This window comes from Streptomyces bottropensis ATCC 25435 (assembly GCF_000383595.1).
Taxonomy (GTDB): domain Bacteria; phylum Actinomycetota; class Actinomycetes; order Streptomycetales; family Streptomycetaceae; genus Streptomyces; species Streptomyces bottropensis.
This window is the reverse complement of the sequence record NZ_KB911581.1, coordinates 7183573-7209518: the sequence shown is the minus strand read 5'-3', so window position 1 is coordinate 7209518 and position 25946 is coordinate 7183573. Positions and strand designations below refer to the sequence as shown.

The following is a 25946-nucleotide window of genomic DNA, read 5'->3' as shown; positions in this document are numbered from 1 at the left end:
ATCTTGCCGAGCGGCAGGCCGCCTGGCTGTACCCCCGCCTGCGGGGGCGTTCGGTCCTGCGGAAGTCCGCTTGAGTGGGCGCTGCGGGGGTGGTCGCCCTACCTGCCCACCCGCTCAACCTCCCCCGTCGACAAGGCAACCTCCGGTTCCGCCGTAACCGGACACGCAACAACCCTCCAGATACGGCGCGGCCTCGAACGCGCCGAGTCCCGACGAACCCCCTCCCCTCCGGGCCCGGTCGCCGACGTGGACCATCCCGAACAACGCGCACAACCGCCCCTGTTCGGCCCGGGCGCGCTCCCAGTCGCCCGCGCGGCAGAGGCGGTGGAGACGGACGTACCCGTGCGGATCCACGTTTCCGAGCCCGGGCACGGCCCCGTCCGCCCCATCGCCGGCGTGGTGTCGACCACCTCAGACCCGGCCGGCACGCTGACCCGGAACAGGAGCCGCGCGAGCGCATCGCCGAGGCCCGGCGCGCCCTGGACGAATCGGAGGAACTGGAGGAACTGGAGGAACTGGAGGAACTGGAGGAACTGGAGGAAGCCTGGTCGGTCTCCCCACATCCCGCCGCCCGCGCAGGCGTCGGTGATGGCATGGAACATCTCCGACAGAGCGGCGACGTGGTGCCGGTCGAGGCCGAGCGCCCGCTGCGGTTTCGAGGAAGGGGATCAGTTACCGCAGTTCAGCGTGTCCACGGAGCAGAACCCGACTTCGGGGTACTGGGGTGACGGCTGGTCCAGCAGGGGTTGTGGCGTGTTGTGGAGATGGAGGTCGAAGAACGCCCGTGTGTAGCGGCGGGTGATCTGTGAGGTGCGGGCGGCGGGCAGGGTGGCGCCGATGTCGAGGCCGAGTTGTTCCGCGAGGAGTCCGACGTCGGTGAAGGAGGCGTGCTCGGCGCCGGCGACCACGAGCCATCGCTTCCACCCGGTCAGGTGCTCCCAGTCGCGCTCCCAGGTGACGGCTGGGCCTCCACCTCCCGGGGTGTAGGTGGACTGCCTGCCCAGGAACAAAAACGGCCGCGCCAGACCGCTGTCAGGAATCGGGACTTGGGTGGTGCCGTCGATGTCGATCCCGGCGCGTATCCGGGGGTCGGCGAGCATGGCGGCGCTGGTGCTCGCGCCCCCGACGGAGTGGCCCGCCATCGCGATCCGGCGCGGGTCGATCAGCCGAGCGCCTTTCCACTGGGGCCGTGGTCCGGTCAGTTCGTCGAGCACGAAGGAGACGTCGGCTGCTCGGCCTGTCACCAGCTTCTCCCAGAACGCCTGGTCATGGTCGACCTCGCAGGCGGCGCAGGTGGCAACTCGCCCGTCGGGGAAGGTGGTGGCGACATTCTCATATGTGTGATCGATTCCTGCCACTACGTAACCTCGGCTCGCCAGGTCCTCGGCCAGCGAGGTGAGCGTGGCGCGGGGTTTGGTGAAGCCGGGCGAGAGCACGATCAGGGGCAGAGCGTGTCGGCGTCCTGCCGGTTCGGCGTCGCTGATCGCGTTGGTTCGTGTCGTGCTCAACACGGCGGGCGGCACATCGGTGATGCCGCCGTCTTCGAGCAGGAGCTTCGACTCCGTCGGCGTCATGTACTGGACTCGTCGCCCGCCCGAGGGTTGCGCCGGGTACCACACGGAGATCATGAGTTCCCTCGCGTTCACGCCGGGGACCCACGGGTCGGGGCGGGAGGCATCCTTCAGATGCAGGGAGGCCCTGCCGACCGGGTGCGGGCCGGTGGGCCTGGGCAGATGCGGTGTGACGCTCGATACGGCCGGCGATTCGGCGGGATCGGCCGCGGTGGACGCGTCTGCGGTGGAGACGGGCACGCACGTCCCCATGACGAGGAGCCCGGCCAGGGCGGCCAGGCCGCGGCGCAGGATCCGGTTCCGGGGTGCCGACGGTGGGCTGCCCGGGGTCCTGGTCTCGTCGTCACGGCTCACGGCGGGCGGTTCGGTCAGTGGCGCGGTCATGGTCGCTTCTCCTTCGGTCGCCAACTCCGGTTCCCTGGACGCTAGGAGCGGGGCGGGTCCGGGCGCGTCGGCCGCCGGGGCTGTCTCCGGTACCTCGTCGGGAGGAGGCCGTACGGCGTCATCCTCGCGATGTAGTCGATCGATGTATCCCGGAGGATCACGCTGATCACATGGACGGATGTCGCGGCCGGGGACGTCGGCGAGAATGAGCCGGTGACGACCGTGCCTATGGCGGACCGACTGCTGGAGCGGGTCAAACGGGACCGACCGGGGGAGTGGTTCAGACTGCTGACGCGCCCGACCGGTCCGCCGCCGCGGCCCACCCGGCGCGGCCGGACCTTCGACGCAGCGATGGCGCTGGCCGTCGGCGTCGGCTCCGTCTACTACGTGCTCGACAACATGACCGGCATCGTCGACCGAGGAGACCGGCCCGTGCCCGCGCCGGGCGAGTGGATCAGTCCGGTGATCGTGGCGATCATCGCCTCGGCACCTCTGACGCTGCGTCGCCGGTACCCGCTCGCCGTGCTGTGGATCGTGCTGGCCGCCGTCGTGGTGACGCCACACGATGCACCGCGGCTCACCTTCTACGCCTGCGTCGTCGCCGCCTACAGCGCCGCCGCCTACAGCCCCCACCGGATTCCCACCCTGGCAAGCCTGGGGATGGCGGTGCTGCTGGTCAGCACGGACTCGGCGTTGCCCACTGTCCCCGACCAGTACGCCCCGTACCTGATCCTGGTCCCGATCGTCGTGGCGGCCAACGGCCTGCGCACCTGGAAGCTCAGAACGGACGAGGGCCGCAGGCGCCTGTCCGCGATGGAACGTGAGCAAGCCGAGGCGCTGCGCCGCGCGATCGAACACGAACGCGCCAGGATCGCCCGTGAACTGCACGACGTGGTGACGCACAACGTCAGTGTGATGGTCATCCAGGCCGGAGCCGCCCGCAAAGTCCTGGACGCTCACCCCGACCAAGCCCGCGAGGCGCTCCTCGCGGTCGAGGCCGGCGGCCGGGCGGCGATGACCGAACTGCGCCACGTCATGGGGCTGCTCACCACGGACACTCCTGCCGACCCCGACAGCCACGGCCCGGCCGGCATGGTGGATCTGGCGCCACAGCCGGGGCTGGGCCGGCTGGAGACGCTGGTCGCACGGGTGTGCAAGACAGGGATGCCGGTCGAGCTGACGGTGACCGGGCGAACGCGTCCACTGCCGTCCGGGATCGAACTGGCCGCCTACCGGGTGGTGCAGGAGGCACTGACCAACACGGTCAAGCACGCGGCAGGCGCGAGCGCGGCGGTCACGGTCGACTACGCAGCCACCCACCTGCGAGTAGAGGTCACCGACACCGGCGGCACACCAGGTACGTCCAGGACCACCGACAGCGCCACCGGAGCCGGACGCGGGCTGATCGGCCTGCGCGAGCGCCTCGCCGTCTACGGGGGAACCCTGCGCACCGGGCCACACCACGCCGGCGGCTACCGCGTCACCGCACTGATCCCCTTGGAGGCCTCGTGACCTGCTCGCCGCGCGTGGTGATCGCCGACGACCAGGCACTGGTCCGCACCGGCTTCCGGATGATCCTCACGGCCGACGGCATCGACGTGGTCGCCGAGGCGACCAACGGCACGGAAGCCGTCGACGCGGTCCGGCGCACCAGACCCGACGTGGTCCTGATGGACATCCGCATGCCGGAACTGGACGGCCTGGAAGCCACTCGCCACATCCTGACCGGAACGGACCACGAACCACGTGTGATCATCCTGACCACGTTCGACCTCGACCGCTACGTCTACGCGGCCCTGTCCGCGGGGGCCGCCGGTTTCCTCCTCAAGGACACCACACCCGAACACCTCGTCGCCGCCGTCCGCATGGTCCGCTCCGGCGACGCGCTGCTGGCCCCGGCCATCACCCGCCGTCTCGTCGAACGATTCGCCCGACACGACTCCAACGCCACCGCGATCCACCGCGACCTGGCCGCGCTGACCCCGCGCGAACTCGAAGTCCTGCGACTGCTGGCCCGAGGGCTGAACAACGCCGAGCTCGCCGACCACCTCCACCTGTCGGAGGCCACCGTCAAAACCCACGTCGCCCGTATCCTTGCCAAACTCGGGCTCCGCGACCGCGTCCAAGCCGTCATCGTCGCCTACCAGACCGGACTCGTCAGCCCCACCGGAGACAACACCACCCCGCCGGCCGCCGACGCACTGCCCTGAGCTCCCCGTCGGCGGCGATGCGGCCGCGAGGGCTGCCCGCCTGGCCGGTGCCCTGGAGCGGCGCGATCCCGCAACCGGGTACCTCCCCCGTCACCGCCGCTGTCGCAGGCGCTGGTGAGGGCGAGGGCGGTGGCGGCGACCACCGCCAGGGTCGCGCGTGCTGTCGCAGAGGTCAGGGAACTCCACCTTCGAGGCCGCCGTGTGGCTGGGGCTACCCGAATCGGGCGGGTTCACCGGCACGTGGGTGTGGTGGGCGCCGCGCCACGGGGTAGGAACCCCGTCAGGCCCCTAGGTGAGGTGGAACGCGATGAACAGGATTCCCCGTCGGGTTGCCGAGACGATCGTGGTGCTGGCCTCCGCTGCCCTGTTGCTGGTTGCGGCGACCTGGCTCGTGGACAACTTCTGATACAGCGCCCGCCGAGAGGGCCGCAGCCCCCTCACTGACTGGGGGGAGAGTGACTGACTGGGGGGAGAGTGGGCCTGGGCTCGCCCTTGTGTCCCGGCGCCGGTATGACGCCGCCGGTCCCCGCTGACGCGCTGCCGCACCTCCGGACGGGGAGTGTGAACAGAGTGCCCCTTCGCCCAGGAGGACGAAAGGACACTCTGTCAGTTTCGGATCACTGCTGGGTTTCGCCCCGGCGGCGGACGGCGAAGACCACGGCCGCGATCGCGACGAGGATGGCCGCGCCGATGCCGATCCAGGCGCCGGCGGACAGCCCGCCCTCGTCCTCCTTCTCGCTGTCGGCCGCCTGAGGGGAGGACGAGTCGGCCGTCTCCTCAGCGGTCGGCGTGGGCGTGGCGGTCGGGGACGGGCTCGCCGACTCGCTGGGGGAGGGGCTGACCGGCTTGGCGCCCGGTGCGGCGGCCTTCAGCTTGAGGACCGGAGCCTCGTTTCCGTGCCCTCCGGCATCGGCCTCACCCAACTCGATCCAGCGGTCGATCTTGCCGTCGCTGTAGGTCTGGAGCGTCTTGAAGGCCAGCTCCTTGGCGTCGGGCAGCTGCCGGACGACGACCGAGTACTCGGCGTCCTCACCGGCCTTCAGGGCCGGTCCCTTCACGCCCAACAGAAAACTGCCCCGAACGTGCAGCGGCCACTGAAGGGCCTCGGCTTCTGCGGCTGGACCAGGGCCTGTCCGAGTGAGCCTTGGAGACCCGCTCGAAAACGGTCGCATAGGCTGGCCCCGTGGTCGCCGGTGAAGAGGTGCAGGCCGCGGCGGCGAGCGCTCGCCGTCCGTCCGAGGGAGGCGTTCGAGTGGCAGCGGCTGGTGGCCGGTCGACGAAGCGGCTCCAACGGGGAACCCTCTCCCAGGGGCTCATCGTGGCGACCGCGCTGCGGATCCTCGACCAGGACGGGCCGGACGCGCTGACCTTCCAGCGGCTCGGCAAGGAACTGTCCGCCTCCGCGACCGCCGTCTACCGGCACTTCGCGAGTCGCGACCACATCATGGTCGCCGTCGCGGAGGAGCTCGACCGGCTCTCCCTCGACGGCTACGAGCCGCACGAGTCGTGGACCGAGTCGCTGCGGGACCTGGCGATCCGAGCCTGGAACACCGCCCTGGACCACCCGGCCGCCGCCGCGCTGTGCATGGGGAGAGTCACCCGGGGCGTGCACGAACTGCGCGCCGTCGACGCCGTCCTGGAAGCGTTCCACCGCGGCGGCTGGCGTGGCCGGGCGGCCGTCCTGCACTACCAGGCGTTCTCGAACTTCGCCCTCGCCATGGCGAGCAACAACGCCTGGCGGCTCGTCAACCAGCGGTTCGGCGCCGAGGTGAACTGGGTGCAGGAGTACCAGCCGGCGAACCCCGCCACCTACCCCTACGCCGAGGCGGCGAAGGAACATCTGCGCAGCCTCGACATGACCGACGTCTTCCACCGCCAGATGGACATCCTCCTCGCGGCCCTCCAGGCGGAGGCGGCGGCGCTCCCGCGCGACTGACGCGCACCCTCCGCCGGGCTTCGCCGCTCCCGCGCGGCAGCGGTCCGGGCTCACCGCTCCCGCGCACCCTCCGCCGGGCTTCGCCGCTCCCGCGCACCCTCCGCCGGGCTTGGCCGCTCCCGCGCGGCAGCGGTCCGGGCTCACCGCTCCCGTCCAGTTCCGTTCCAGGCCTCACCCCTCCTCCCGTCCAGCCGCGTTCCGGTCCGGCGCGAGCAAAGATAGTTAACGCTATTGACTACGTCATTCACTTGGCTGCATCCTCTCCCCACCGAGTGCTCCACGGTTCGCTCCCACGCAGCGTCCGCCGAGCGCCGCGCGCACCGCCTCCGCCCCGAACTGCTCGCGCTCGTCCCGCCCGATCCCGTGCGACCCGCGCAGAGCGCGACACCCCTCTCCAGGAGCACCCATGCGCCACACCCGTACCCGCGCGGTCCCGGTGACCGCGGCCGTAGCCATCACCGCCGTCCTCGCCGGCTGCACCACCACGGGCTCGACGTCCGCAGACCCGGGCGGCGGCGATGCCGCTGCCACGACGAGGATCCGGACGACGATCGACGTACCGGCCGGCTTCGACCCGGCCAAGGCCCTGTCCCTGCCGGACTACCAGCTCGCCCGGAACAGTTACGACACCCTCGTGCGCAAGGACGACGGCGGGCTCGTCGGCGGGCTGGCCACCGCATGGAAGAACACACCGACCTCGGCGACGTTCACCCTGCGCACCGACGCCACGTGCGCCGACGGGACACCGATCACGCCGACGATCGTCAAGGCCTCCCTCGACCGCTTCGCCGAACCGAAGACGGCGGCGCCCGACCTCCCGACGGTCTTCGGCCCCGGCAACACGGTGAAGGTGACCGCCGACGACGCCGCGCACACCGTGAGGATCGCGCTGACCCGGCCGTGGGGCGACATGGTCACCGGCCTGTCGATCGCGAGCACGGGCATCGTCTGCCCGGCCGGACTCAAGGACCTCAAGGCCCTGGCCGCCGGAAAGGCCAAGGGCTCGCAGTCCGGCCCCTACCTTCTCGGGAAGTCCCAGTCGGGCGTCTCGTACTCCTACACGCTCCGCCCGGAGTACAAGGCATGGCCGGCCTGGCGCACGAAGATCCCCGGCAAGGTCGCCACGACCATGGAGTACCTGGTCTCGCCCGACCCGACCGCGACCGGCAACCTCGTGACCAGCGGCCAGCTCGACATCGGCAAGATCGACGCCTCGGGCATTCCGCGCTTCGACGGCGTGGACGGCCGTAGCGTCAGCATCAGCCGGTTCTCCGACTTCTACCTGCTCTTCAACGAACGCCCCGGCACGGTCTTCGCGGACGTCGACACCCGCCGCGCCGTCGCCCAGGCCGTCGACCGCGCCGCCTTCACCAAGGTCGTCTCCAAGGACACGGGTGAGCCGTCGACGATGTTCGTGCAGAAGAACATCCCCTGCAACGACCCCGGCTCCTCGTTCCTCGTACCGAAGGACAAGGGCGCGGCGGCCGCCGTGCTCAAGGGCAAGAAGATCCGCCTCGTCGGCCCCCAGGTCGTCGGGCCCGCCGGCGCAGGCAACCAGTACATACAGGAGGCGCTGCGGGCCGCGGGGGCGGACGTCACCCTCGCCAACGTCGACGTCGGGGCCTGGGTCGGGACCGTGTTCGGCAAGCCCGACGCCTGGGACCTCACGGTCTTCGCCGACCTCAACTTCCTCGGCACCCTCGCCAACCCGCTCGGCCACTTCGTGGGCCCGACCGTGCCCGAGGGCGGCGGCAACCTCGGCGCGGTGAAGAACCCCGCGCTGGACAAGGCCTTCGCCCAGGGCGCCGAGGCGACGAACGAGAGCGCCCGCTGCGCCGCCTACCAGAAGGCGGCCAAGGCCCTGATCTCGCAGGTGGACGCGGTGCCGCTGGTCAACGACCCCTTCATCTACGCCCTGCGCAAGGGCTTCGGCGCGCAGATGCTCGGCGGCTCGCTCGACGACCCGATCCTGCGCATCACCGGCTGAGCGTCGTCCGGCTGAGCATCACCGGCTCAGCGTCACCGGCTGAGCATCACCGGCTGACGGACAGGCCGCCCGTACACCCGCAGGCCCATGCGGGCGGCCGTCCGTCCCGTACCGGGCGGCCCGTCCGTCCCGTACGGCCCGCGCCGTTCCGGCGCCCCGCATCCCCCGTGCCCCGTTTCCGACACAGGAGCCCCCTGGTGATCGACCCTTTCAGCACCGCCCAGCAGATCGCCGACCTCATACGCACCAAAGAGGTCAGCCCGGTGGAGGTGGCCGAGACCTACCTCGACCGCATCGAGCGGATCAACCCCGCCGTCAACGCCGTCGTCTGGCTCGACGCCGACGCCGTACGCGCGGCGGCCGTCCGGGCCGAGCGGGCGGTGCTGCGCGGCGACCGACTCGGCCCGCTGCACGGCGTGCCCGTCCCCATCAAGGACCTCAGCTCCGTCGCGGGACAGCCCAACACGATGTCCTCGCTGGCCGTCCGGGACACCCCGCAGACGGTCACGGACCCCGACGTCCAGCTCCTCCTCGACGCCGGCGCGATCCCCCTCGGCCGGACCAACTCGCCGGAGTTCGGCGCGCTGACCGTCTCCGAGAACGCCCGGCACGGCAAGACGCGCAACCCGTGGAACACGGCCCACACCTCCGGCGGGTCGAGCGGCGGCGCGTCGGCGGCCGTCGCGGCCGGGCTCGCCCCGGTGGCGCACGCCGGCGACGGCGGCGGATCTATCCGGGTCCCGGCGTCCGTCACCGGCCTCATCGGACTCAAGCCGAGCCGGGGACGCGTGCCCGCGTTCGTCCGGGCCTGGGAACACTCCACGACCGAGGGCGCGATCACCCGCACCGTCGGCGACACGGCCCTCCTGCTCGACGTCATGGGGCGCAGCGACCGGCTCTCCTGGTACAGCGCGCCCGAACCGGTGCGCCCCTACCTCGACGAGGTCGGTGCCGACCCCGGGCGGCTGCGGATCGGCCTGCTCCTCGACGCGCCGACCGGGCTGCCCGTCGACGAGGAGTGCCGCACGGCGGCGCTGACGACCGTGCAGGCACTGCGCGACCTCGGCCACGACGTCGTCGAGGCCCGCCCGAAGATGTTCTCCCACGAGGCCATCATGGGCTTCACCTGGACGATCATCAGTGCCTCCACCTACGCCATCGAGGTCGACGACCCCGACGCGGTGGACCCCTACATCCGGCGCCGCCGGGAGACCGCCCTGGAGGTCACCGCGGGCGACTACGCCCGGACGGCGGCGCGCCTGCAGGCCGAGTCCCGCGAGGTGGTCGCCCAGTGGGGCCGGGACTTCGACGTGCTCCTCACCCCGACCACGGCGGTCGTGGCGCCGCCGGTCGGCCCCGTGTACGACGAGGCGAACTCCGACCCGGACGGTCCCCGGGCCACCGAGACGCGGATGGTCTCGTTCACGGCGTTCGTCAACATCGCCGGGCTGCCCGCGATCTCGCTGCCCGTCCACACGACCGCGGACGGGCTGCCGGTCGGTGCCCAGCTGATCGGCGCGCCCTACGACGAGGCGACGCTGCTGCGGCTGTCCGCCCAGCTCGAACCGCGGTTCCGCTGGTACGAGCGGCATCCGGACGACGCGGCGCTCGCGGGGGCGCTGTGAGCGCCGGGTCCGCGGTCCCGACGGGGCCGCTGCCCGCCGCGGCCGTCCGGCGGGTTCCCCGGCTGCGCCTCGGCGGCGGCTGGGCCGGGTTCGCCGTGCGCCGGGCGGGCGGGCTGCTGATGTCCATGCTGCTGCTCGTCGTCGTGACGTTCCTCATCGTGCCGCTGCTGCCCGGGGACCCGGCCCGCGCGATCGCCGGCACCAACACGTCCCCGGCCACGCTCGCGGCGATCCGCGAACGGCTGGGTCTCGACGAGCCGATGGCGACCCGGTTCGTCCACTATCTCGGCGACATCGCGTCCGGACGGCTCGGCACCTCGTTCCGGTTCGACACCCCGGTCGCGGACATCGTCTCGACCCGGCTCCCGTACACGGTCCAGCTCGTCATCCCGGCCGTCCTGCTCTCCCTGCTCATCGCCGTCCCACTGGGCATGGCCGTCGGCGTCCTCACCCGTGACGGACGCCGACGCCGGCTCGGCGTCGGCTTCGGCACGGTCGCCGGACTCCTCGCGTCGGCGCCGGTCTACGTCGTCGCGACCCTCCTCATCGTCCTGTTCTCGATCAGCCTCGGGCTGCTGCCGTCCGGCGGCGCCACGACACCGAGCGCGCTCGTCCTGCCGATCGCCGCGCTCTGCATCGGCCCGGCCTTCGCCATCGCCCGGGTCGTCCGCCAGGAGACGGGCTCGGTGCTCGCCCAGGACTACATGAGGACCGCCCGCGGCCACCGCCTGGGATCCGTGCGCCTCCACCTCCGCCACGCGCTGCCCAACCTGGTGACGAGCGTCCTCACCCTGAGCGGACTCGTCCTCACGTCGCTGCTCGGCGGAACGATCATCCTGGAGAACGTCTTCACCTATCCGGGCCTCGGCACCGAGGTCGTCCAGGCGATCATCTACAAGGACTATCCGGTGATCCAGGGCATCATCCTCGTCGTCGGCATGCTCGCCCTGCTCGTCAACCTCCTCGTCGACGTCGTCCTCGGCATCGTCGACCCCCGCACTCTCGACGGAGGCCGGCGTGGCCACTGACACGACCGCGCGCCCCTGGCGCCGCAACCCGTCGCTGCCGGCCGGCGCGGTGATCCTCGGACTGCTCCTCGTCGTGGCGCTCGTGGCCCCGCCGCTGCTGAGCGGTTCCGCCGAGACGCTCACCGACAACGCGCGGCTGGGGCCCGGAGCCGAACATCTCCTCGGCACCGACGCCTTCGGCCGTGACGTCCTCGCCCGCGCGCTCGTCGCGACCCGGCTCACCCTGCTCATGGCCGCCGCCGCCACCGCCGCCTCGTTCGTCGTCGGCGTCGCGATCGGCGCGCTCGTCCACCTGGCCCCCGGGTGGCTGCGGGAGACCTGTCTGCGGCTCGTCGACTCGGCGGTGGCCTTCCCCTCGCTCGTGCTCGCCCTCGTCATCGCGGCGGTGCTCGGACCGGGCACGGGTTCCGCGATCGTCGCGATCGCCGTCGCCGGCGTCCCCGGGTTCGCCCGGCTGACGGCCAATCTCGCCGCGACCGTCGCGGACAAGGACTACGTGCTCACCGCGCGGCTGCTCGGCGTACCCGGCCCGCGCATCCTGGGCCGGCACGTCCTGCCGAACATCGGCGGGCCGCTGCTGGTGCTCCTCAGTTCGAGCTTCACCCTGTCCCTGCTCGACATCAGCAGCCTGTCCTTCGTCGGCCTCGGTGTGCAGAGCCCGCAGTACGACTGGGGCCGGCTGCTCAACGAGGCGCTGCCGTCGATCTTCGCCCAGCCGTCGGTCGTCCTCGCCCCGTCGATCATGCTCATCGTCACCGGTGTGGGCGCCATGCTCCTCGGCGACGGCGTGGCCTCACTCGTCGACCCCCGCACCCGCGGCACGGCGCCCGCTCCGGCCGGGACGGCGGACGCGGCCGGCCCGGCCGGCCCGGCCGAGGCGTCTCGTGGGCTTGGGGCGTCGGGTGGTGCGGGGGCCGTGGCCGAGACGGAGCAGGACGGGCTGCTGACCGTCGCCGGGCTGACCGTGCGGGCCGGTGACCGGACCCTCGTCGACGACGTGTCGTTCACCATCGGGGCCGGCCGGATCGTCGGCCTCGTCGGGGAGTCGGGCTCGGGCAAGTCCACCATCGCCATGGCGGTCGCGGGCCTGCTCCCCGAGGGCGTACGGGCGAACGCGTCGCGCCTCGCCCTCGGCGACCTCGACCTGCTCGGCACACCGCCGGAGCGACGCCTCGCGACCGAGATCGGCATCGTCTACCAGGACCCGATCGGCACGTTCAACCCGGCGCTGCGGCTCGGTACCCAGCTCACCGAGGTGGCCAGGGCGCATCTGGGGACGCCCCGGCGTCAGGCCACGCGGGACATGGTCCGTGCCCTCGCCGACATCCACGTCACCGAGCCCGAGCGGCGGCTGCGCCAGCACCCGCACGAGCTGAGCGGCGGCATGCTCCAGCGCGCCTCGATCGCCTCCGCGATGACGACGAACCCGCGGCTCCTCATCGCCGACGAGCCCACGACGGCACTCGACGTCACCGTCCAGGCGGAGGTGCTGCGGCAGTTCCGCCGCATCAACCGTGAGCATGGCACGGCGATGCTGTTCATCTCGCACGACATCGGCGTGGTCGGCGTGCTCTGCGACACCGTCCTGGTGCTCCACGGCGGCCGGGTCGTCGACCGTACGACGGGCCGTGACCTGCGGCAGGGGACCGTCACCCACCCGTACACCCGCGCACTGCTCGCGGCGACGCCCGCCGCGGTCGAGGCGGGCGGTCCGCTCAGCGCGGTCCGGTGGACGGCCGACACGGCTCCGGCCCAGCCGGACGGGACTTCGCTGGACGGGACTCCGCCCGACGGGAAGCCGCTGGACGGGAAGCTGCTGGGCGGGACTCCGCCCGACGGGAAGTCGCCGGACGGGAAGCCGCTGGATGGGATACCGCCGCACGCAACGCCGCCGGACGACCTTTCCGACACAGCCGCGGGCCGCCCGCCGGCCGCGGAAGGGAGCCGCTGATGTCCGCCACAGCCACCACCGCACCGGACGCGGGGACCGCCGACCCGCTGCTGCGCGTCGAGGACCTCACCGTCGAACTCGGCCACGGCGCCGCGGCCCGCAGGGTGCTCAAGGGGGTCTCCTTCGACATCCCCCGGGGCAGCACCCTCGCACTCGTCGGCGAGTCCGGGTCGGGCAAGACCACCCTCGCGCGGACCCTCGTCGGCGTCCACCGGCCGTCGGGGGGCCGGATCCTCGTGGACGGCGCCCCGCTGCGCGCCTCACGCGGACGGGCGGGAGCCGCGACGGTCCAGATGATCCCGCAGGACCCGTACTCCTCGTTCGACCCGCGGCGCACCGTCGCGCAGTCGCTCGCCGAGGCACTCGATCCGATCCGGGCCAGGGTCGCACCGGTCCGGCCCCGGATCGCCGAGCTGCTCCGTCAGGTGAGCCTCGACCCGGACGGCATGGACCGCTATCCGCACGAGTTCTCCGGCGGCCAACGCCAGCGGCTGGCCATCGCACGGGCCCTGGCGCCGGGTCCCCGGTTCGTCATCGCCGACGAGATCACCTCGGCCCTCGACCTGACGACGCAGGCCGAGATCCTCAACCTGCTCGCCGATCTGCGCCGCCGGCTCTCGCTGACGATGCTGTTCATCTCGCACGACCTGGCCGTCGTCCGGCACGTGAGCGACACGGTCGCGGTCCTGCTGCACGGGGACCTCGTCGAACTCGGCCCGACCGGAGCCACCTTCGCCGAGCCGAACCATCCGTACACCGCTCGACTCCTCGCGTCCGTCCCGGGCGACCCGAGGTTCCGCCTCGACGACGAGCCCGCCGCGGTGTGAACCGGCGGACGCGGCGCGGCTTCCGGCCCGCCGACCGGCCCTGGCCGGTCGGCGGGCCGCGGCATGTTCCGCCCGCACCGCGACCGGCGCGGCACCCCCTCGTCACCCCGCCGAACACCCCGCACCGGCCCGGTCTCCGGCCGCGCGATGGGTGATCCACGTGAGCCGCTCGATCCCTCACCCTCGGCTCTTGCTCGATTCCATCGTCCAGACGCTTGAATCGAGCGTATGGATCGGGCATGGTGCTTGAAACAAGCACCATGCTTGCCGTTCACACAGGGGAGAGGTCCGCATGGACGACATCGACCGGGCCATCCTGAGGGAGCTGCAGGTCGACGGCCGGATCCCGTACGCCGACCTGGGCCCGAAGGTGGGGCTGTCGCCCTCGGCCGCGAGACTCCGGCTGCAGCGGCTGATCGACACCAAGGCGGTCCAGGTCGTCGGGGTGACCGACCCGATGACCATGGGCCAGCAGGCGATGGCACTGCTGGGCCTGGGCGTCGACGGCGATCCCCGCGCCGTCGCCGATGAACTGTCCCGGCACGAGGAGGTCGTCTACACGGTCCTGACGGCCGGCGGCTTCGACCTGTTCGCCGAGGTGGTGTGCCCCGGGCCCCGGGACCTCCTGGATTTCATCAACGACGTCGTACGGCCCGTCGAGGGGGTCGCGTCCGTGGAGAACTTCCCGTACTTCGGGATCCACACCCACCGCTTCCTGTGGCACGTCGACTGAGGCGGCGCAGTGTCCGAGCGCCGTCCGAGCCCCCTCCGTCCGACCGCACCAGCCGAGGAACCCCGCATGCTGCCCGACGAGCACCGCACGATCGACTTCTTCACCGAGGGCGCCCTTCCCGCGCCCCGCCTGACCCCGGCCGAGGCCGAGCGCATCGCCGCCGAGCACCTCGGCGTCACCGCTCGCGCGCAGGCGCTGGGCAGCCAGCAGGACGCCAACTTCCTGCTGCGCGCCGACGACGGGACGCCCGCGGCGATCCTGAAGATCGCGAACCCCGCCTTCGACGCGACGGAGATCGAGGCCGCGGACGCCGCCGCCGACCTGATCGCCTCGGCCTGCCCGGACCTGCGGATCGCCACGGTCCTGCGCCGCCCCGACGGCTCCCCCCGGCGCACGACGGTGGCCACCGACAGCGGTCCGGCCGTCGCGCGCCTGCTGCGCCACCTGCCCGGCGGAACACTCTCCGGACCCCGGCACCTGTCTCCCCGCACCGTGGCGGCCATGGGCACGATCGCCGGAAGGGCCGGCACCGCCCTGCGCGACTTCCGGCACCCGGGCCTCGACCGAGTGCTCCAGTGGGACCCGCGGTACGCCGATCGCGTCGTCGCCGAACTCGCCGGGCACATCGCCGAGCCCGACCGGCGCGCCGCCGTCCGGGCCGCGACCGCGCAGGCCTGGGCCCAGGTCGACAGGCTCGCCGCCACGCTGCCGTCGCAGGCCGTGCACCTGGACCTCACCGACGACAATCTGATCCGCTCGCCCGACAGCCGTCCGCCCCTGCCCGACGGGGTCATCGACTTCGGTGACGTGACCACGAGCTGGGCGGTCGGCGAACTCGCCGTGTCCCTGTCCTCGATGCTCCACCACGACGGCATCGAGCCCCACCACGTCCTGCCGGCCGTCCGCGCCTTCCACGCCGTCCGGCCGCTCAGCGCCGAGGAGGCCGAGGCGGTGTGGCCGCTCGTGGTGCTGCGCGCCGCCGTCCTGGTGGCCAGCGGGCGGCACCAGGCCGTCGTCGACGAGGACAACGCCTACGCCAAGGACGCGCTGGACCGCGAATGGCGCATATTCGAACAGGCCACCAGCCTGCCCCTGGCGGTGATGATCCACCTCGTCAGGAACGCGACCGGCACGGTCGGCACGGCCGACACACCCGCCCGGACCGCGCGTGCCGACGAGCCCGCCCGGACCGCGCGCGCCGACGCGCCGGTACGTCCTCTCCTGCGGGACCTCGCCGCCGACGGCATCACCGTCCTCGACCTGTCCACCGACGCCGACTGCCTGGACCACGGAGCCTGGACGGACCCCGGCGCCGAGGCCCGGCTGACGACCTCCGCGCTCGCGGACGGAGCGGCCGCCGTCGCCACCCGGTACGCCCGTGCGCGCCTGACCCGGACACCGGCGCTGTCGGCGCGGTCCGCCGCCACGGTGCCCACCGGCATCGACCTCAGGCTCGGCCGGGACGCCGTGGCGCAGGCGCCCGCCGCGGGCAGGGTCCTCGCCGCGGCGCCGGGACAGGTGGAACTCACCTACGACACAAGGGTGTTGACGCTGACCTTCCCGGGCACGGTCCAGCCCGTGGTGACGACCGGTGCGACGGTGCGGGCGGGCGAGGACATCGCCCACCTCGGCGCCGGTGCCGCGGTCCACGTCGCGCTGCGCGCCGCCGACGGCCCCGCCGTCCCGCGCCTGGTCCGTCCCGAGTACGCCGCCGGCTGGCTCGCGCTCACCGCCGACCCCGCCCCGCTCCTCGGCCTCCCGGCCGACTCCGACCGTACGGGCGAGAGGGACCTGCTCGCCCGGCGCGACGCCGTGTTCGCCACCGTGCAGGGGCACTACTACGCCGACCCCCCGCGGATCGAACGCGGTTGGCGCCATCATCTGCTGTCCACCGACGGCCGGTCGTACCTCGACATCGTCAACAACGTCACACCACTGGGCCACGCCCACCCCCGCGTCGAGCGGGCGGTCTCCCGGCAGTTGCGGCGGCTCAACACCAACTCGCGTTTCCACTACGCCTCCGTCGTGGAGTTCACCGAGCGCCTCGCCGCGCTCCTGCCCGACCCGCTGGACACGGTGTTCCTCGTCAACTCCGGTTCGGAGGCGGTGGATCTGGGCCTGCGCCTGGCCATCGGGGCCTCCGGCCGGCACGACGTCGTGGCGCTGCGCGAGGCGTACCACGGCTGGACGTACGCCTCCGACGCGGTCTCCACCTCGCTCCAGGACAACCCCGAGGCCCTGGCCACCCGTCCGGGCTGGGTGCACACCGTGGACTCGCCCAACCCCTACCGCGGCCGCCACCGCGGACCGGAAGCCGTGCGCTACGCGCCCGAGGCCGTCGCCTTGTTCGACGAACTGGCCGCCACCGGCCGCCCGGCGGGAGCGTTCATCGGCGAGACCTTCTACGGCAACGCCGGGGGAGTCGCCCTGCCCGACGGCTATCTCGCCCAGGTCTACGCGGCGGTACGGCGGCACGGCGGCCTGGCCGTCGCCGACGAGGTCCAGGTCGGATACGGCCGCCTGGGGCACTGGTTCTGGGGCTTCGAGCAGCAGGGGGTCGTGCCCGACATCGTCTGTGTCGCCAAGGCCATGGGCAACGGACACCCCCTCGGCGCCGTCATCACGTCCAGGGCCGTCGCGGACCGGTACCGCGACCAGGGCTACTTCTTCTCCTCCACCGGCGGCAGCCCCGTCTCCAGCGTCGTGGGCCTCACCGTCCTGGACACCCTGCGCGACGAAGACCTCCAGGGCAACGCGGCCCGCGTCGGCGGCCGTCTGAAAGCCCGCCTGGAGGCACTGGCCGAGCGCCACGGCATCATCGGCGCCGTCCACGGCTCGGGTCTCTACCTCGGCCTCGAACTCGTCCGGGACGACGTGAGCCTGGAACCCGCCACGGAGGAGACCGCCGAACTCTGCGACCGCGTGCTCGACCTCGGCGTGATCGTCCAGCCCACCGGGGACCACCTCAACATCCTCAAGATCAAGCCACCGCTGTGCATCGACGCCACCGCGGTCGACTTCTTCACCGACATGCTCGACCTGGCCCTCACCCAGCTCGGCCACTCCCGCTGACGCGGCACATCCGAAGGCCCGGCGGTCGGCGGGCTGTCGGCCGTTCGAGTACGTACGTGGAATACGTACTCCTACCGACGCGCCCCTGACCCCCGTGCCGTTTGCTTGCGTACATGACGACACCGGCGTGCGGGCGCCGGTCTCTTCACCACATCAACAGGCCCTGCCACGGGGGCAGTCCGGCTGGGCCGACCGACCTCATCATGGGGGAACCACTTGCGTACACACACTGTGGCCACCGTCGTCTCCGGCGCCGTCGTGCTCTCGGCGTTCGTTCTTCCGGGCGCCGCGCAGGCGGCGGAGCACTCCGGGGCGGCGACGGATCTCCGAGCGGTCACCGCACAGAGCCTCCGGCCGAAGGACGCGCTGGGCGGCACCACCTTCAAGAACGGGGTCGTCAACAAGGGCAAGGACATCGTTCTCGGAGTGAAGGGCAAGAAGGCCGTCCCGGTCACGTTCACCGCCTTCGACGAGGAAGGCGTCGCCATCACCCAGGCCTTCCTCTGGCAGGGCACCGACAGTTCGAACACGGACACCATCACCGGCGCCCTGGAGTCGGACGCCTACCCCACCTGCACGGAGACGCCGGTCCAGGGCGGCTACAGCTACAGCTGCACCACGGTCTTCACCATCGACCCCGCGGTCGCCTTCAAGGACGGCAACGGCACCGCGGGAACCTGGAAACTCTTCCTGGGCGCCTACGACCTCTACGCGAACGCCAGTTACGACGACGACGTCGCCCGGACCCGGATGAAGCGTGCCGCCGCGCTGACCGCCAACGCCTCCCCGGAGCCGGTGCGGGCCGGCCGGACCATCACGGTCACCGGCAAGCTGAGCCGCGCCAACTGGAGCACGGGCAAGAACGCGGGATACGGGGCCCAGCCGGTGAAACTGCAGTTCCGCAAGAGGGGCAGCAGCACCTACACCACCCTCAAGACGGTCAGGACCAGCGGCACCGGCACCCTGAGCACCACCACCAGGGCCGGCTCCGACGGCTACTACCGCTTCGTCTTCGCCGGCACCGGCACGACCGGCTCCGCGACGGCGCCCGGCGACTACGTCGACGTCAGGTAGGCACACTCCCGGCCGGGACGGCGGTGGTCGGTGCGCGGGGGCTCACCGACCACCGCCGAGGGCACCCGTAGCACGCTCAGTCCCGCTCCGCGCGAGCGTCCCCGAAACGGCTCCCGGTGCGGCGGCGAGCCATCAGACCGGCCAGGGCGGTCCGCGAGGAGATCCCGGTCTTGCGGAAGGTGCGCGAGACATGGGTCTCGACGGTGCGCCGGCTGACGTAGAGCCGGTCCGCGATGGCCTGGCTGGTGAGCCCCTGCGCCACCAGCTCGGCGATCTCCAGCTCCCTCGCGGTCAGTGTGGCCAGCCGTTCGGTGACGTCGGCGCGGTCCGGGGAACCGTACGGGGCCTCGGCGCCACCACCGGGCGGACGGGTGGCGTCGGCGAGGCCGACCAGCAGGGCGCTGCCGCCCGCCTCGGCGAGCCGGCGCCCCCTGAGCCAGGCCTGCGTGCCGTCCCGGCCCCGGCCCGCCGCCGCTTCCAGCGGGGCGCCGAGCAGCAGGGAGTGGGCCTCCCAGAAGACCGCGCCACAGCGGGCGCTCTCCGCCGCGGCCTGCGCGAACAGGTCCGCCGCCGCTGCCGTGTCGCCCTGTGCCAGCGGCAGATGGGCGGTGCTGCGCAGCGCGGAGGCCCGCTGCATCGGCAGCCCCAGTTGTTCCGCCTCCTTACGGGCCCGCTCGGCCCAGCCACGGGCCTCCTCGGGCAGCCCCGTCACCAGTGCGGACGTGACCAGTATCTCCAGGTAGAGCGGCCGCATCGAGGGCTGGATGCGCTGCAGTTCGGGGCCGCCGGCCCGGAGCATCGCGTCCCGGGCGCGGACCGGATCGCCGGCCATGAGCGCGGCCCAGCCGAAGATGCACCAGGCCGTGGAGGCCCACCAGTCGACCCCGTTCCCGGCCGCGGCCACCGCCTCCTCGGCGACGGCCAGGGGGCGCGGATCGCCCGGCGGGCAGCCGGCGACGAGCGCGGCGGCCCTGCTCGCGAGGACGAACGCGAGCAACTGGTCGCTGCCGACCCCGCGGGCGATGTCCTCGGCCCGGTCGGCGAGTTCCAGCGCCGACGGGATCCGGCAGGTCTGGACCCGGACGTGGGACAGGCACAGCAGCAGATGGGGCACGACATAGAGCTGACCGCTGCGGCGGGCGATGTCGAGGCCGCGCTCGGCGTGCCGCTCCGCGTCGGGATAGTGCTCCAGGAACGCCTCCGCCCAGCCGAGCCGGGCCAGTGGTTCGCACAACGCGGTGAGGTCATTGTCGGGCAGGGAGTCGACCAGGGCGGCGGCCTGCCGGGCGAGCCGGTGCGCCGCGCTCATGTCGCCCTCGTACGCCTCTCCCAGGGCGGCGACGGCGAGGACGCCCGCCTCCCCGACCTCGTCCCCCGTGGACCGGGCCGCCGCGAGCGCCGCCTCGACCTCCGTGCGCACCTGGGCGTACGAGGTGGCGCTGTCCAGGGGCGCGGCCGAGCCCAGCTCCAGGCCGAGCCGGACGACATGGCCCGGCGCGGGGCCGCGGGCCAGTTCGCGGCGCAGCAGCGCGACGGCCTCGGTGGAGCGCCCCAGATGACGCTCCACCAGCGCGCACAGGACGACCGCGCGCACCCTGAGGCCCAGGTCGTCGCCGGTGGCCGGGTCGTCGGGCGCCCGCGGGGTGGCGATCAGCTCCTGGAGCAGGGCGCGGCTCTCGCGCAGGCCCCCGCACGCGGCCAGCGCGCGGGCCCGCCTCAGAACCAACTCACGTCTTCGGACGGCGTGTTCGGCAGTGTCCGGGAGGTGGCGCAGGGCCACATCGAGCCAGTGGGCGCAGCTCGCCGGGGCCGTGCGGGCGGTGCGCGCGGCGGCCTCGTCGAGCACCGCCACCGCCTCCGGGTCCCAGGAGGTCAGCGACTGTTCCACATGGTGGGCCCGCTCGGCGGCCGAGGCGCCCACCCGGGCCAGTTCCCGCGCGGCGAGCCGGTGGATCTCGACGCGCCTCAGGAAGGGCGTGCTCTCGTGGACGAGGGTCCGTACGACCGGATGCCGCAGGGTCAACAGCCCTGGTGGGGTGGGGCGCAGCAGGTCGCGGCGGGTGAGCGCGTGGACGTCGTCGACGAACGCGGGGCCGGAGCGGCCGGTCACCCGGCTCACCATCGCCGGGGTGGCGTGCTCGCCCAGGACGGCCACCGCCTCCACGATGCCGCGCCGGGCGGGGGTGAGCACGGTGAGTTCGTCCAGCAGCAGGGTGCCGAGGCCGGGCGGCTCGGCGGCCCCGGGCGCCGTACCCGCGCGGTGGGCCTGGAGGAGGGTCAGGAAGTAGAACGGGTTGCCCTCGCTCGTGGCGTACAGCGCGGCGGTCTCGGCTGGCGGCAGGCCGGGGCCGGCCAGTTCGGCGCAGTCGCGTGCGCTCAGCGGTCGCAGGGCGAGTCCGACGACCGCGCCGGTGTCGCGTCCTCGGGTGAGCCCGGCGGTGAGGGACTCGGGGCTCTGGCGGTCACGGCGTGTCACGGCCAGGACGACGGGGGCGTGCACGGGATGCCGTACGAGATGGTCCAGCAGCTCCAGTGAGGCCGGGTCCGCCCAGTGCAGGTCGTCGAGGGCCAGTAGCAGCCCGGACGGGGCGGCGAGCCGGGCGAGCAGGGCGGCCGTGGACCGATGCAGTGCGAAACGGTCGACCGCGCCGCCGCGCTGCAGCAGGGGCGCCACCGCGTCGGCCTCCGGGAAGCCGTCGGCGCCGGCATCGAGGTGGGCGAGCGCGTCGGTGAACACCTGGAAGGGCACCCGCCGCTCGTACTCCGTGGCCCTGCCGCGCAGGACCGTCATGCCGCGCCGGCGCGCCCGTGCGCAGACCTCGCCGAGCAGCCGGCTCTTGCCGATGCCGGCCACCCCGGTGATGTCGACGAGCCGGGAGCGGCCGCCGTCGGGGAACTCCCCGCTCTCCGCCGTGCCGCCCGCCGCACGGTCGAGCAGCGCGTCCAACCGGGCCAGCTCGGCGGAGCGGCCCAGCAACGGGGCCCTGTTCCCGCCGTCCCCAACCACCCTATCGGCGCCCACAGTTGCCCCCCTGTCTTCACCTTCCCCCCACACATCATCATCTCCCGCTGATCGTCGTGACCACCGCGTCGGCGCAACGGAACGGACGGATGTCACACGGCGGGCCGCCGGTCCGAGGTCCCGCGCCGTCCGAGCGCTCAAGGGGCGCTTAAGAAGCGCTCGGCACGCTCGGGACGGCCACCGGCAGTGGTGGTGGGTCCGTGTCCGGGATGGGGTGCGGACCCGCGTCGGTGCTCCCGGGGGACCGGGAGGGCCGAGCGACGGGCGATTCAGTGAATGGAGACACCATGGCCACGGTTGTGAGCACCGCCGTGGGCGAGCGGACCGGACCGCTGGACCGGCTGCGCGCCCTCCATGCCGAAGGACGCCTCGCCGACGCGTACGACGAGGTGCCCGGTCTGCTGTCCGAACTGGCCGCGGCGGGGGACCCCGCCGGACCTCCGGCACCCGACCTGGCGCGAGCCGGGCAGCTGCTGTCCCGGCTGGACCGGGACGAGGTGCTGCGCGAGCACCCCGGTACCGAGACGATCACCGTCGCCGTCACCGGCGGCTCCACCCTGAGCGGGCTCACGGCCCCGCTGACCGCCGAACTCGCCCGGCACGGCCTGCTGTCGACGCTGCACGAGGGCGACTACGACTCCTGGCGCCGCGACCTGCACAACACCGCCAGCGAGATGTACGACGCCGACCTGGCGCTGTGCGTGCTGGACGCCGAGATCGTCTTCGGTGAACTCCCGCACCCCTGGCTGGTGGAGGACGTCCAGCGCGTCACCGCCGGAAAGCTGAACCTCATCGGCTCGCTGGTGGAGCGCTACGTCACGCGCGGCGGCGGCACCCTGGTCCTCAACACCGTCCCCCTGCTGCGCGGCCACCTGCGCCGCCTGGTCGACGCCCGCTCCAGGGCCCGGCTCGGGGTGATCTGGCGGGAGTTCAACGCCGGCCTGCTGCGGCTGGCCGTCGTGCACGAGCGCGTCCACGTCGTGGACCTCGAACCGCTGGTCGCCTCCAGCGGCCCGGTCAACGAGCCGCGGCTCGCCGCCTACGCCAAGGTGCAGTTCGGCGAGGAACTCCTGGCCGGGTACGCACGGGAGATCGGCCACCTGGCCCGGGTGCTGCGCGGGCGCAGCAAGAAGGTGCTGGTGGTCGACCTGGACAACACCCTGTGGGACGGCATCCTCGGCGACGACGGCCCGGACGGCATCGCCGCCGCCACCACCTACCGGGGGGAGGCGTTCGGCCGGTTCCAGAAGACCGTCGGGCAGCTCGGCGCGCAGGGCGTGCTGCTCGCGGTGTGCAGCAAGAACGACATCGAGCCGGTCCGCGCCGTGCTGCGCGAGCACCCCGACATGGCCCTGCGGGAGACCGACTTCGTGCAGGTCACCGCCAACTGGGAGCCCAAGGACCGGAACCTGCTGGAGATCGCCCAGCGGCTCAACCTGGGCGTGGACAGCTTCGTCTTCGCCGACGACTCGCCCTTCGAGTGCGGTCTGGTCTCCCGCAGCCTGCCCGGCGTCGCCGTGGTCCGGCTCGACGAGGAACCCGCCCTGCACATCGAACGGCTGCTGGCGGACGGCTGGTTCGACGTACGGGAGCTGACCGCCGAGGACCGGGCCCGCTCGACGCAGTACCGCACCGAGGTGGCCCGCCAGGACCTCCTGGAGGGCGCGGACTCCATGGAGGACTACCTCGCCGAACTGGGCGTCGAGGTCTCGCTGTCGCCCCCGCGCGACCACGAGATCCCGCGGGTCTCCCAGGTGACGCTGCGCACCAACCAGTTCAACCTCACCACCGAGCGGCTCCAGCAGGCCGATGTGCGGGCCCGCCACGAGTCCGCCGACGGGCTGGTGCTGGCGATCCGCTCGGCCGACCGGTTCGGGGACAACGGACTGGTGGGAGCGGTCCTGGTGAGCGGCGTCGGCACGGACGGCGGGGCGGACGGCGGCGGCTGGCACATCGACAACATGCTGTTGAGCTGCCGGGTGTTCGCGCGCGGCATCGAGCAGGCCTGCCTGACCGCCGTGCTGCGCGAGGCCCGGGCCCGGGGGGCGGGCGCCGTGTACGCCCGCTACCGTCCGACGGCCAAGAACCACCGGGTGCGCGGTCTGTACCCGTCGCTGGGCTTCGCCGAGACGGGCGAGGACACCGACGGCACCGTGTCGTTCCGGCACGACCTGTCCGAGGAACACCTGCCGGCGGCGCCGGTGCACGTCCGTCTGCGGACGGACTTCACCCGGCGCTCGTCCTGAGGCGGCCGGCGTGGCCGCTTCGCCCGGCAGCGGGTGGTGGTCCGCGCGCCCGGCGGCGCGACGGATCCGCAAGGGCGTCGTCACGTTCTTCGTGGACGGCTTCGGGGCGCTCGCCGTCATCTTCGGCATGGTGCCGCCGGCCTCCGTGGAGCAGGCCAGGCAGTGGTGGCTCGACGACGCGGACCCCGGGAGACCGGCCGGCGCGCTCCCGCTCGACGAGCCGCCGCCCGCGCACCCCGAGCGCCTGGTCGCCGATGTCCCGCTCTCCCCGCGCGAACGGGAGCTGTGGGCGCAGCTGGAGAGGCACGGACGGGTGGAGGACGGCCCCGGTCGGCGGGAGTGACGCCGGCCGCAAGAGGGGCTTTAGAGACGGACCCGACGATCGGCACGACGGGTCCGGCGGACAGTCGGCCCGACCGGGCCGATTCGATGTCAACGCGATACGAGTCGCTTCGAGGCGAGGGGAAAGACGGTGGCGGAATTCGGTTCATTCGCGGAGGTCGTGCTGACGCGGTCGGACGAACGGGGTGACACGGACGCGTTCGTGTTCCTCGCGGACGGCGTACGGGGCAAGGAGCCCGAGCGACTGCCGTACCGGAACCTGGACCGCGCGGCCAAGGACATCGCGTCCTGGCTGCAGGAACGGGGTCTGGCAGGACGTCAGGTCCTGCTGCTCTACCCCTCGGGCCTGGACTTCGTGAAGGCGTTCACGGCCTGCCTCTACGCCGGGGCCGTCGCGGTGCCGGCGCCGCTGCCCTCCGAGCAGGGCCAGCACTTCCGCCGGGTGTCCGGGATCGTCCGCGACGCCCGGGTCGGCGCCGTACTGACCCTCGCCGAGCACGCCCCGGAGGTGGAGGCGTGGCTGGCGGCCGAGGGCTTCTCGGACGTGGTGTGCCTGCCCACCGACCAGGGGCCCGTCGGTGACGCGGCCGCCTGGCGCGACCCGCGGCTGAGCCCGGAGCACCTGGCGTTCCTGCAGTACACCTCGGGATCCACCAGCGCCCCCAAGGGCGTGATGGTCTCGCACGGCAACCTGCTCGCCAACGAGGCGGCCATCGCCCGCTCCACCGGCAACACCCCCGACACGATGATCGGCGGGTGGCTGCCCTTCTACCACGACATGGGTCTGATCGGGCACATCCTCCAGCCGCTGTGGCTGGGGACCACCAGTGTGCTCATCCCGCCGGTGTCCTTCCTGCGCAAGCCCGTCCGCTGGCTGGAACTGGTCAGCGAGTACGGCGTGAACGCCAGCGGCGGCCCCAACTTCGCCTACGACCTGTGCGTCCGCCGGGTCACCGACGCCCAGCTGGAGGGCCTGGACCTGTCGTCGTGGCGGACCGCCTGCAACGGCGCCGAACCCGTCAGGGCCGAGACCCTGCAGGCGTTCACCGAGCGCTTCGGTCCCTACGGGTTCCGGCCGGAGACCATGTTCCCCTGCTACGGCATGGCCGAGACCACCCTGCTGGTCACCGGCACCCCGAAGACGCGCGGCGCGCTGCTGCGCGAGGTGGACGCGGCCGGACTGGAGCAGGGCACCCTGACGGGCCCGTACCTGGGCGCGCCGCGACGGACCCTGGTCAGCAGCGGGGTCGCCCTGGCCGAGGACTTCGAGGTGCGGATCGTCGACGCCGAGACGCTCGCCGAGCGGCCCGAGGGCCAGGTCGGGGAGATCTGGGTGCGCGGCGCCAGCGTGGCCTCCGGCTACTGGGAGCGGCCGGAGGTGAACGCGGAGATCTTCGGCGCGCGGATCGCCGGCCAGGAGGAGCTGGGCACCTGGCTGCGCACCGGCGACATGGGCGTCCTGGGCGGCGGCGAACTGTTCGTGACGGGCCGTCTGAAGGAGATGGTCCTGATCAACGGCCGCAACATCTACCCGTACGACGTGGAGAGCGCGGTGCGCGGCCTGAACCCGGCGATCGGCGCCGGGGCCGTGTTCGCCGTCGACACCGGTGGCCAGGAGCATCTGGTGGTGATCCACGAGATCCGGGCCGCCGCGGCCGGCGCGGAACTGAAGGACGTCGCCACCCAGATCCAGCGGCACATCGGCATGGAGTTCGCCGTCCCGGCGGGCAACGTGCTGCTGGTCCGTCCCGGCACCGTGCGCAGGACCACCAGCGGCAAGATCCAGCGGACGCTGATGCGCAAGCTGTTCCTCCAGGGAGCGGTCACCGCGCTGCACTCCGTGCTGGACCCGTCGGTGCGCTCGCTCGTCGAGGGAAACCCGGACGGCGCCCAGGGCGCCCCGGCGGCCGACCCGGCCATGGCACCGGTGGGCTGAGC

General features: G+C 72.8%; 17 protein-coding genes and 1 pseudogene. 14 read left to right on the top strand and 4 right to left on the bottom strand.

The annotated features are described in order from the left end of the window. Window positions 1-98: 98 nt before the first annotated feature. Both STRBO_RS45135 and STRBO_RS0131990 read right to left on the bottom strand, forming a co-directional pair. Window positions 99-387, bottom strand: a pseudogene (locus STRBO_RS45135) (dihydrodipicolinate synthase family protein); the annotation flags it as partial. A 281-nt stretch (window positions 388-668) separates the two neighbouring features. After that, a complete protein-coding gene (locus tag STRBO_RS0131990; RefSeq protein ID WP_020115391.1) occupies window positions 669-1955 on the bottom strand; it encodes an alpha/beta hydrolase family protein in 1287 nt (428 codons plus the stop codon). A 228-nt stretch (window positions 1956-2183) separates the two neighbouring features. On the opposite strand from STRBO_RS0131990, the gene STRBO_RS0131980 reads away from it, so the two are divergent. Both STRBO_RS0131980 and STRBO_RS0131975 read left to right on the top strand, forming a co-directional pair. Next, on the top strand, window positions 2184-3467 hold the full coding sequence (locus STRBO_RS0131980) for a sensor histidine kinase (RefSeq protein WP_005479036.1): 1284 nt from the start codon (window positions 2184-2186) through the stop codon (window positions 3465-3467). After that, complete coding sequence (locus tag STRBO_RS0131975) at window positions 3464-4165, top strand: response regulator (RefSeq protein WP_020115390.1); 702 nt, start codon at window positions 3464-3466, stop codon at window positions 4163-4165. Before STRBO_RS0131980 ends, STRBO_RS0131975 begins: the two co-directional genes overlap by 4 nt. A gap of 617 nt (window positions 4166-4782) precedes the next feature. On the opposite strand, the gene STRBO_RS0131965 is transcribed toward STRBO_RS0131975, so the two are convergent. Next, the gene (locus tag STRBO_RS0131965; RefSeq protein ID WP_005479030.1) at window positions 4783-5223 is read right to left on the bottom strand and encodes a DUF1775 domain-containing protein; all 441 of its coding nucleotides are present in this window, start codon (window positions 5221-5223) and stop codon (window positions 4783-4785) included. 194 nt (window positions 5224-5417) lie between these two features. Between STRBO_RS0131965 and STRBO_RS0131960 the strand changes: the two genes are divergently transcribed. From STRBO_RS0131960 to STRBO_RS0131920, 9 genes are all read left to right on the top strand, one after another. Continuing rightward, window positions 5418-6101, top strand: a complete 684-nt coding sequence (locus STRBO_RS0131960) for a TetR/AcrR family transcriptional regulator (protein WP_245170632.1) — start codon at window positions 5418-5420, stop codon at window positions 6099-6101. Between the two features lie 406 nt (window positions 6102-6507). Beyond that, window positions 6508-8088, top strand: coding sequence for an ABC transporter substrate-binding protein (locus STRBO_RS0131955; protein ID WP_005479017.1), 1581 nt, complete (start codon window positions 6508-6510; stop codon window positions 8086-8088). Window positions 8089-8285: 197 nt separating this feature from the next. Further along, window positions 8286-9713 carry an amidase gene (locus STRBO_RS0131950; RefSeq protein ID WP_005479014.1) on the top strand — a complete coding sequence of 476 codons (1428 nt, stop codon included), beginning with the start codon at window positions 8286-8288 and terminating at the stop codon, window positions 9711-9713. Beyond that, a complete protein-coding gene (locus STRBO_RS0131945; RefSeq protein WP_005479012.1) occupies window positions 9710-10741 on the top strand; it encodes an ABC transporter permease in 1032 nt (343 codons plus the stop codon). Before STRBO_RS0131950 ends, STRBO_RS0131945 begins: the two co-directional genes overlap by 4 nt. Further along, window positions 10731-12692: a dipeptide/oligopeptide/nickel ABC transporter permease/ATP-binding protein gene (locus STRBO_RS0131940; protein WP_005479010.1), complete on the top strand. Its 1962-nt coding sequence runs from the start codon at window positions 10731-10733 to the stop codon at window positions 12690-12692. Before STRBO_RS0131945 ends, STRBO_RS0131940 begins: the two co-directional genes overlap by 11 nt. After that, window positions 12692-13519 carry an ATP-binding cassette domain-containing protein gene (locus STRBO_RS0131935; protein WP_005479009.1) on the top strand — a complete coding sequence of 276 codons (828 nt, stop codon included), beginning with the start codon at window positions 12692-12694 and terminating at the stop codon, window positions 13517-13519. Before STRBO_RS0131940 ends, STRBO_RS0131935 begins: the two co-directional genes overlap by 1 nt. Before the next feature lie 292 nt (window positions 13520-13811). After that, window positions 13812-14252, top strand: a complete 441-nt coding sequence (locus STRBO_RS0131930) for an Lrp/AsnC family transcriptional regulator (RefSeq protein ID WP_005479003.1) — start codon at window positions 13812-13814, stop codon at window positions 14250-14252. A 66-nt stretch (window positions 14253-14318) separates the two neighbouring features. Then, window positions 14319-17324: an aminotransferase gene (locus tag STRBO_RS0131925; RefSeq protein ID WP_005479002.1), complete on the top strand. Its 3006-nt coding sequence runs from the start codon at window positions 14319-14321 to the stop codon at window positions 17322-17324. A gap of 216 nt (window positions 17325-17540) precedes the next feature. After that, window positions 17541-18398 (top strand): hypothetical protein, encoded by an 858-nt coding sequence (locus STRBO_RS0131920; RefSeq protein WP_028796955.1) that lies wholly within the window; start codon window positions 17541-17543, stop codon window positions 18396-18398. 76 nt (window positions 18399-18474) lie between these two features. Here the strand turns inward: STRBO_RS0131920 and STRBO_RS0131915 are convergent, their stop codons facing one another. Beyond that, window positions 18475-21375, bottom strand: coding sequence for a helix-turn-helix transcriptional regulator (locus tag STRBO_RS0131915; protein WP_005478998.1), 2901 nt, complete (start codon window positions 21373-21375; stop codon window positions 18475-18477). Window positions 21376-21707: 332 nt separating this feature from the next. On the opposite strand from STRBO_RS0131915, the gene STRBO_RS0131910 reads away from it, so the two are divergent. The 3 genes from STRBO_RS0131910 to STRBO_RS0131900 all read left to right on the top strand — a co-directional run bounded on the left by STRBO_RS0131910 (window position 21708) and on the right by STRBO_RS0131900 (window position 25944). After that, window positions 21708-23666 (top strand): HAD-IIIC family phosphatase, encoded by a 1959-nt coding sequence (locus tag STRBO_RS0131910; RefSeq protein WP_005478997.1) that lies wholly within the window; start codon window positions 21708-21710, stop codon window positions 23664-23666. Between the two features lie 10 nt (window positions 23667-23676). Further along, complete coding sequence (locus STRBO_RS0131905) at window positions 23677-24009, top strand: DUF6059 family protein (RefSeq protein ID WP_005478996.1); 333 nt, start codon at window positions 23677-23679, stop codon at window positions 24007-24009. A 129-nt stretch (window positions 24010-24138) separates the two neighbouring features. Continuing rightward, the gene (locus STRBO_RS0131900) at window positions 24139-25944 is read left to right on the top strand and encodes a fatty acyl-AMP ligase (RefSeq protein WP_005478995.1); all 1806 of its coding nucleotides are present in this window, start codon (window positions 24139-24141) and stop codon (window positions 25942-25944) included. The last annotated feature ends 2 nt before the right edge of the window (window positions 25945-25946 follow it).

What these genes read in the sequence shown, in the direction of transcription:
- STRBO_RS0131935 (WP_005479009.1), top strand. Translation starts at nt 12,692, where the DNA reads ATGTCCGCCACAGCCACCACCGCACCGGACGCGGGGACCGCCGACCCG.
- STRBO_RS0131910 (WP_005478997.1), top strand. Translation starts at nt 21,708, where the DNA reads ATGGCCACGGTTGTGAGCACCGCCGTGGGCGAGCGGACCGGACCGCTG.
- STRBO_RS0131925 (WP_005479002.1), top strand. Translation starts at nt 14,319, where the DNA reads ATGCTGCCCGACGAGCACCGCACGATCGACTTCTTCACCGAGGGCGCC.
- STRBO_RS0131990 (WP_020115391.1), bottom strand. Translation starts at nt 1,955, where the DNA reads ATGACCGCGCCACTGACCGAACCGCCCGCCGTGAGCCGTGACGACGAG.
- STRBO_RS0131930 (WP_005479003.1), top strand. Translation starts at nt 13,812, where the DNA reads ATGGACGACATCGACCGGGCCATCCTGAGGGAGCTGCAGGTCGACGGC.
- STRBO_RS0131980 (WP_005479036.1), top strand. Translation starts at nt 2,184, where the DNA reads ATGGCGGACCGACTGCTGGAGCGGGTCAAACGGGACCGACCGGGGGAG.
- STRBO_RS0131955 (WP_005479017.1), top strand. Translation starts at nt 6,508, where the DNA reads ATGCGCCACACCCGTACCCGCGCGGTCCCGGTGACCGCGGCCGTAGCC.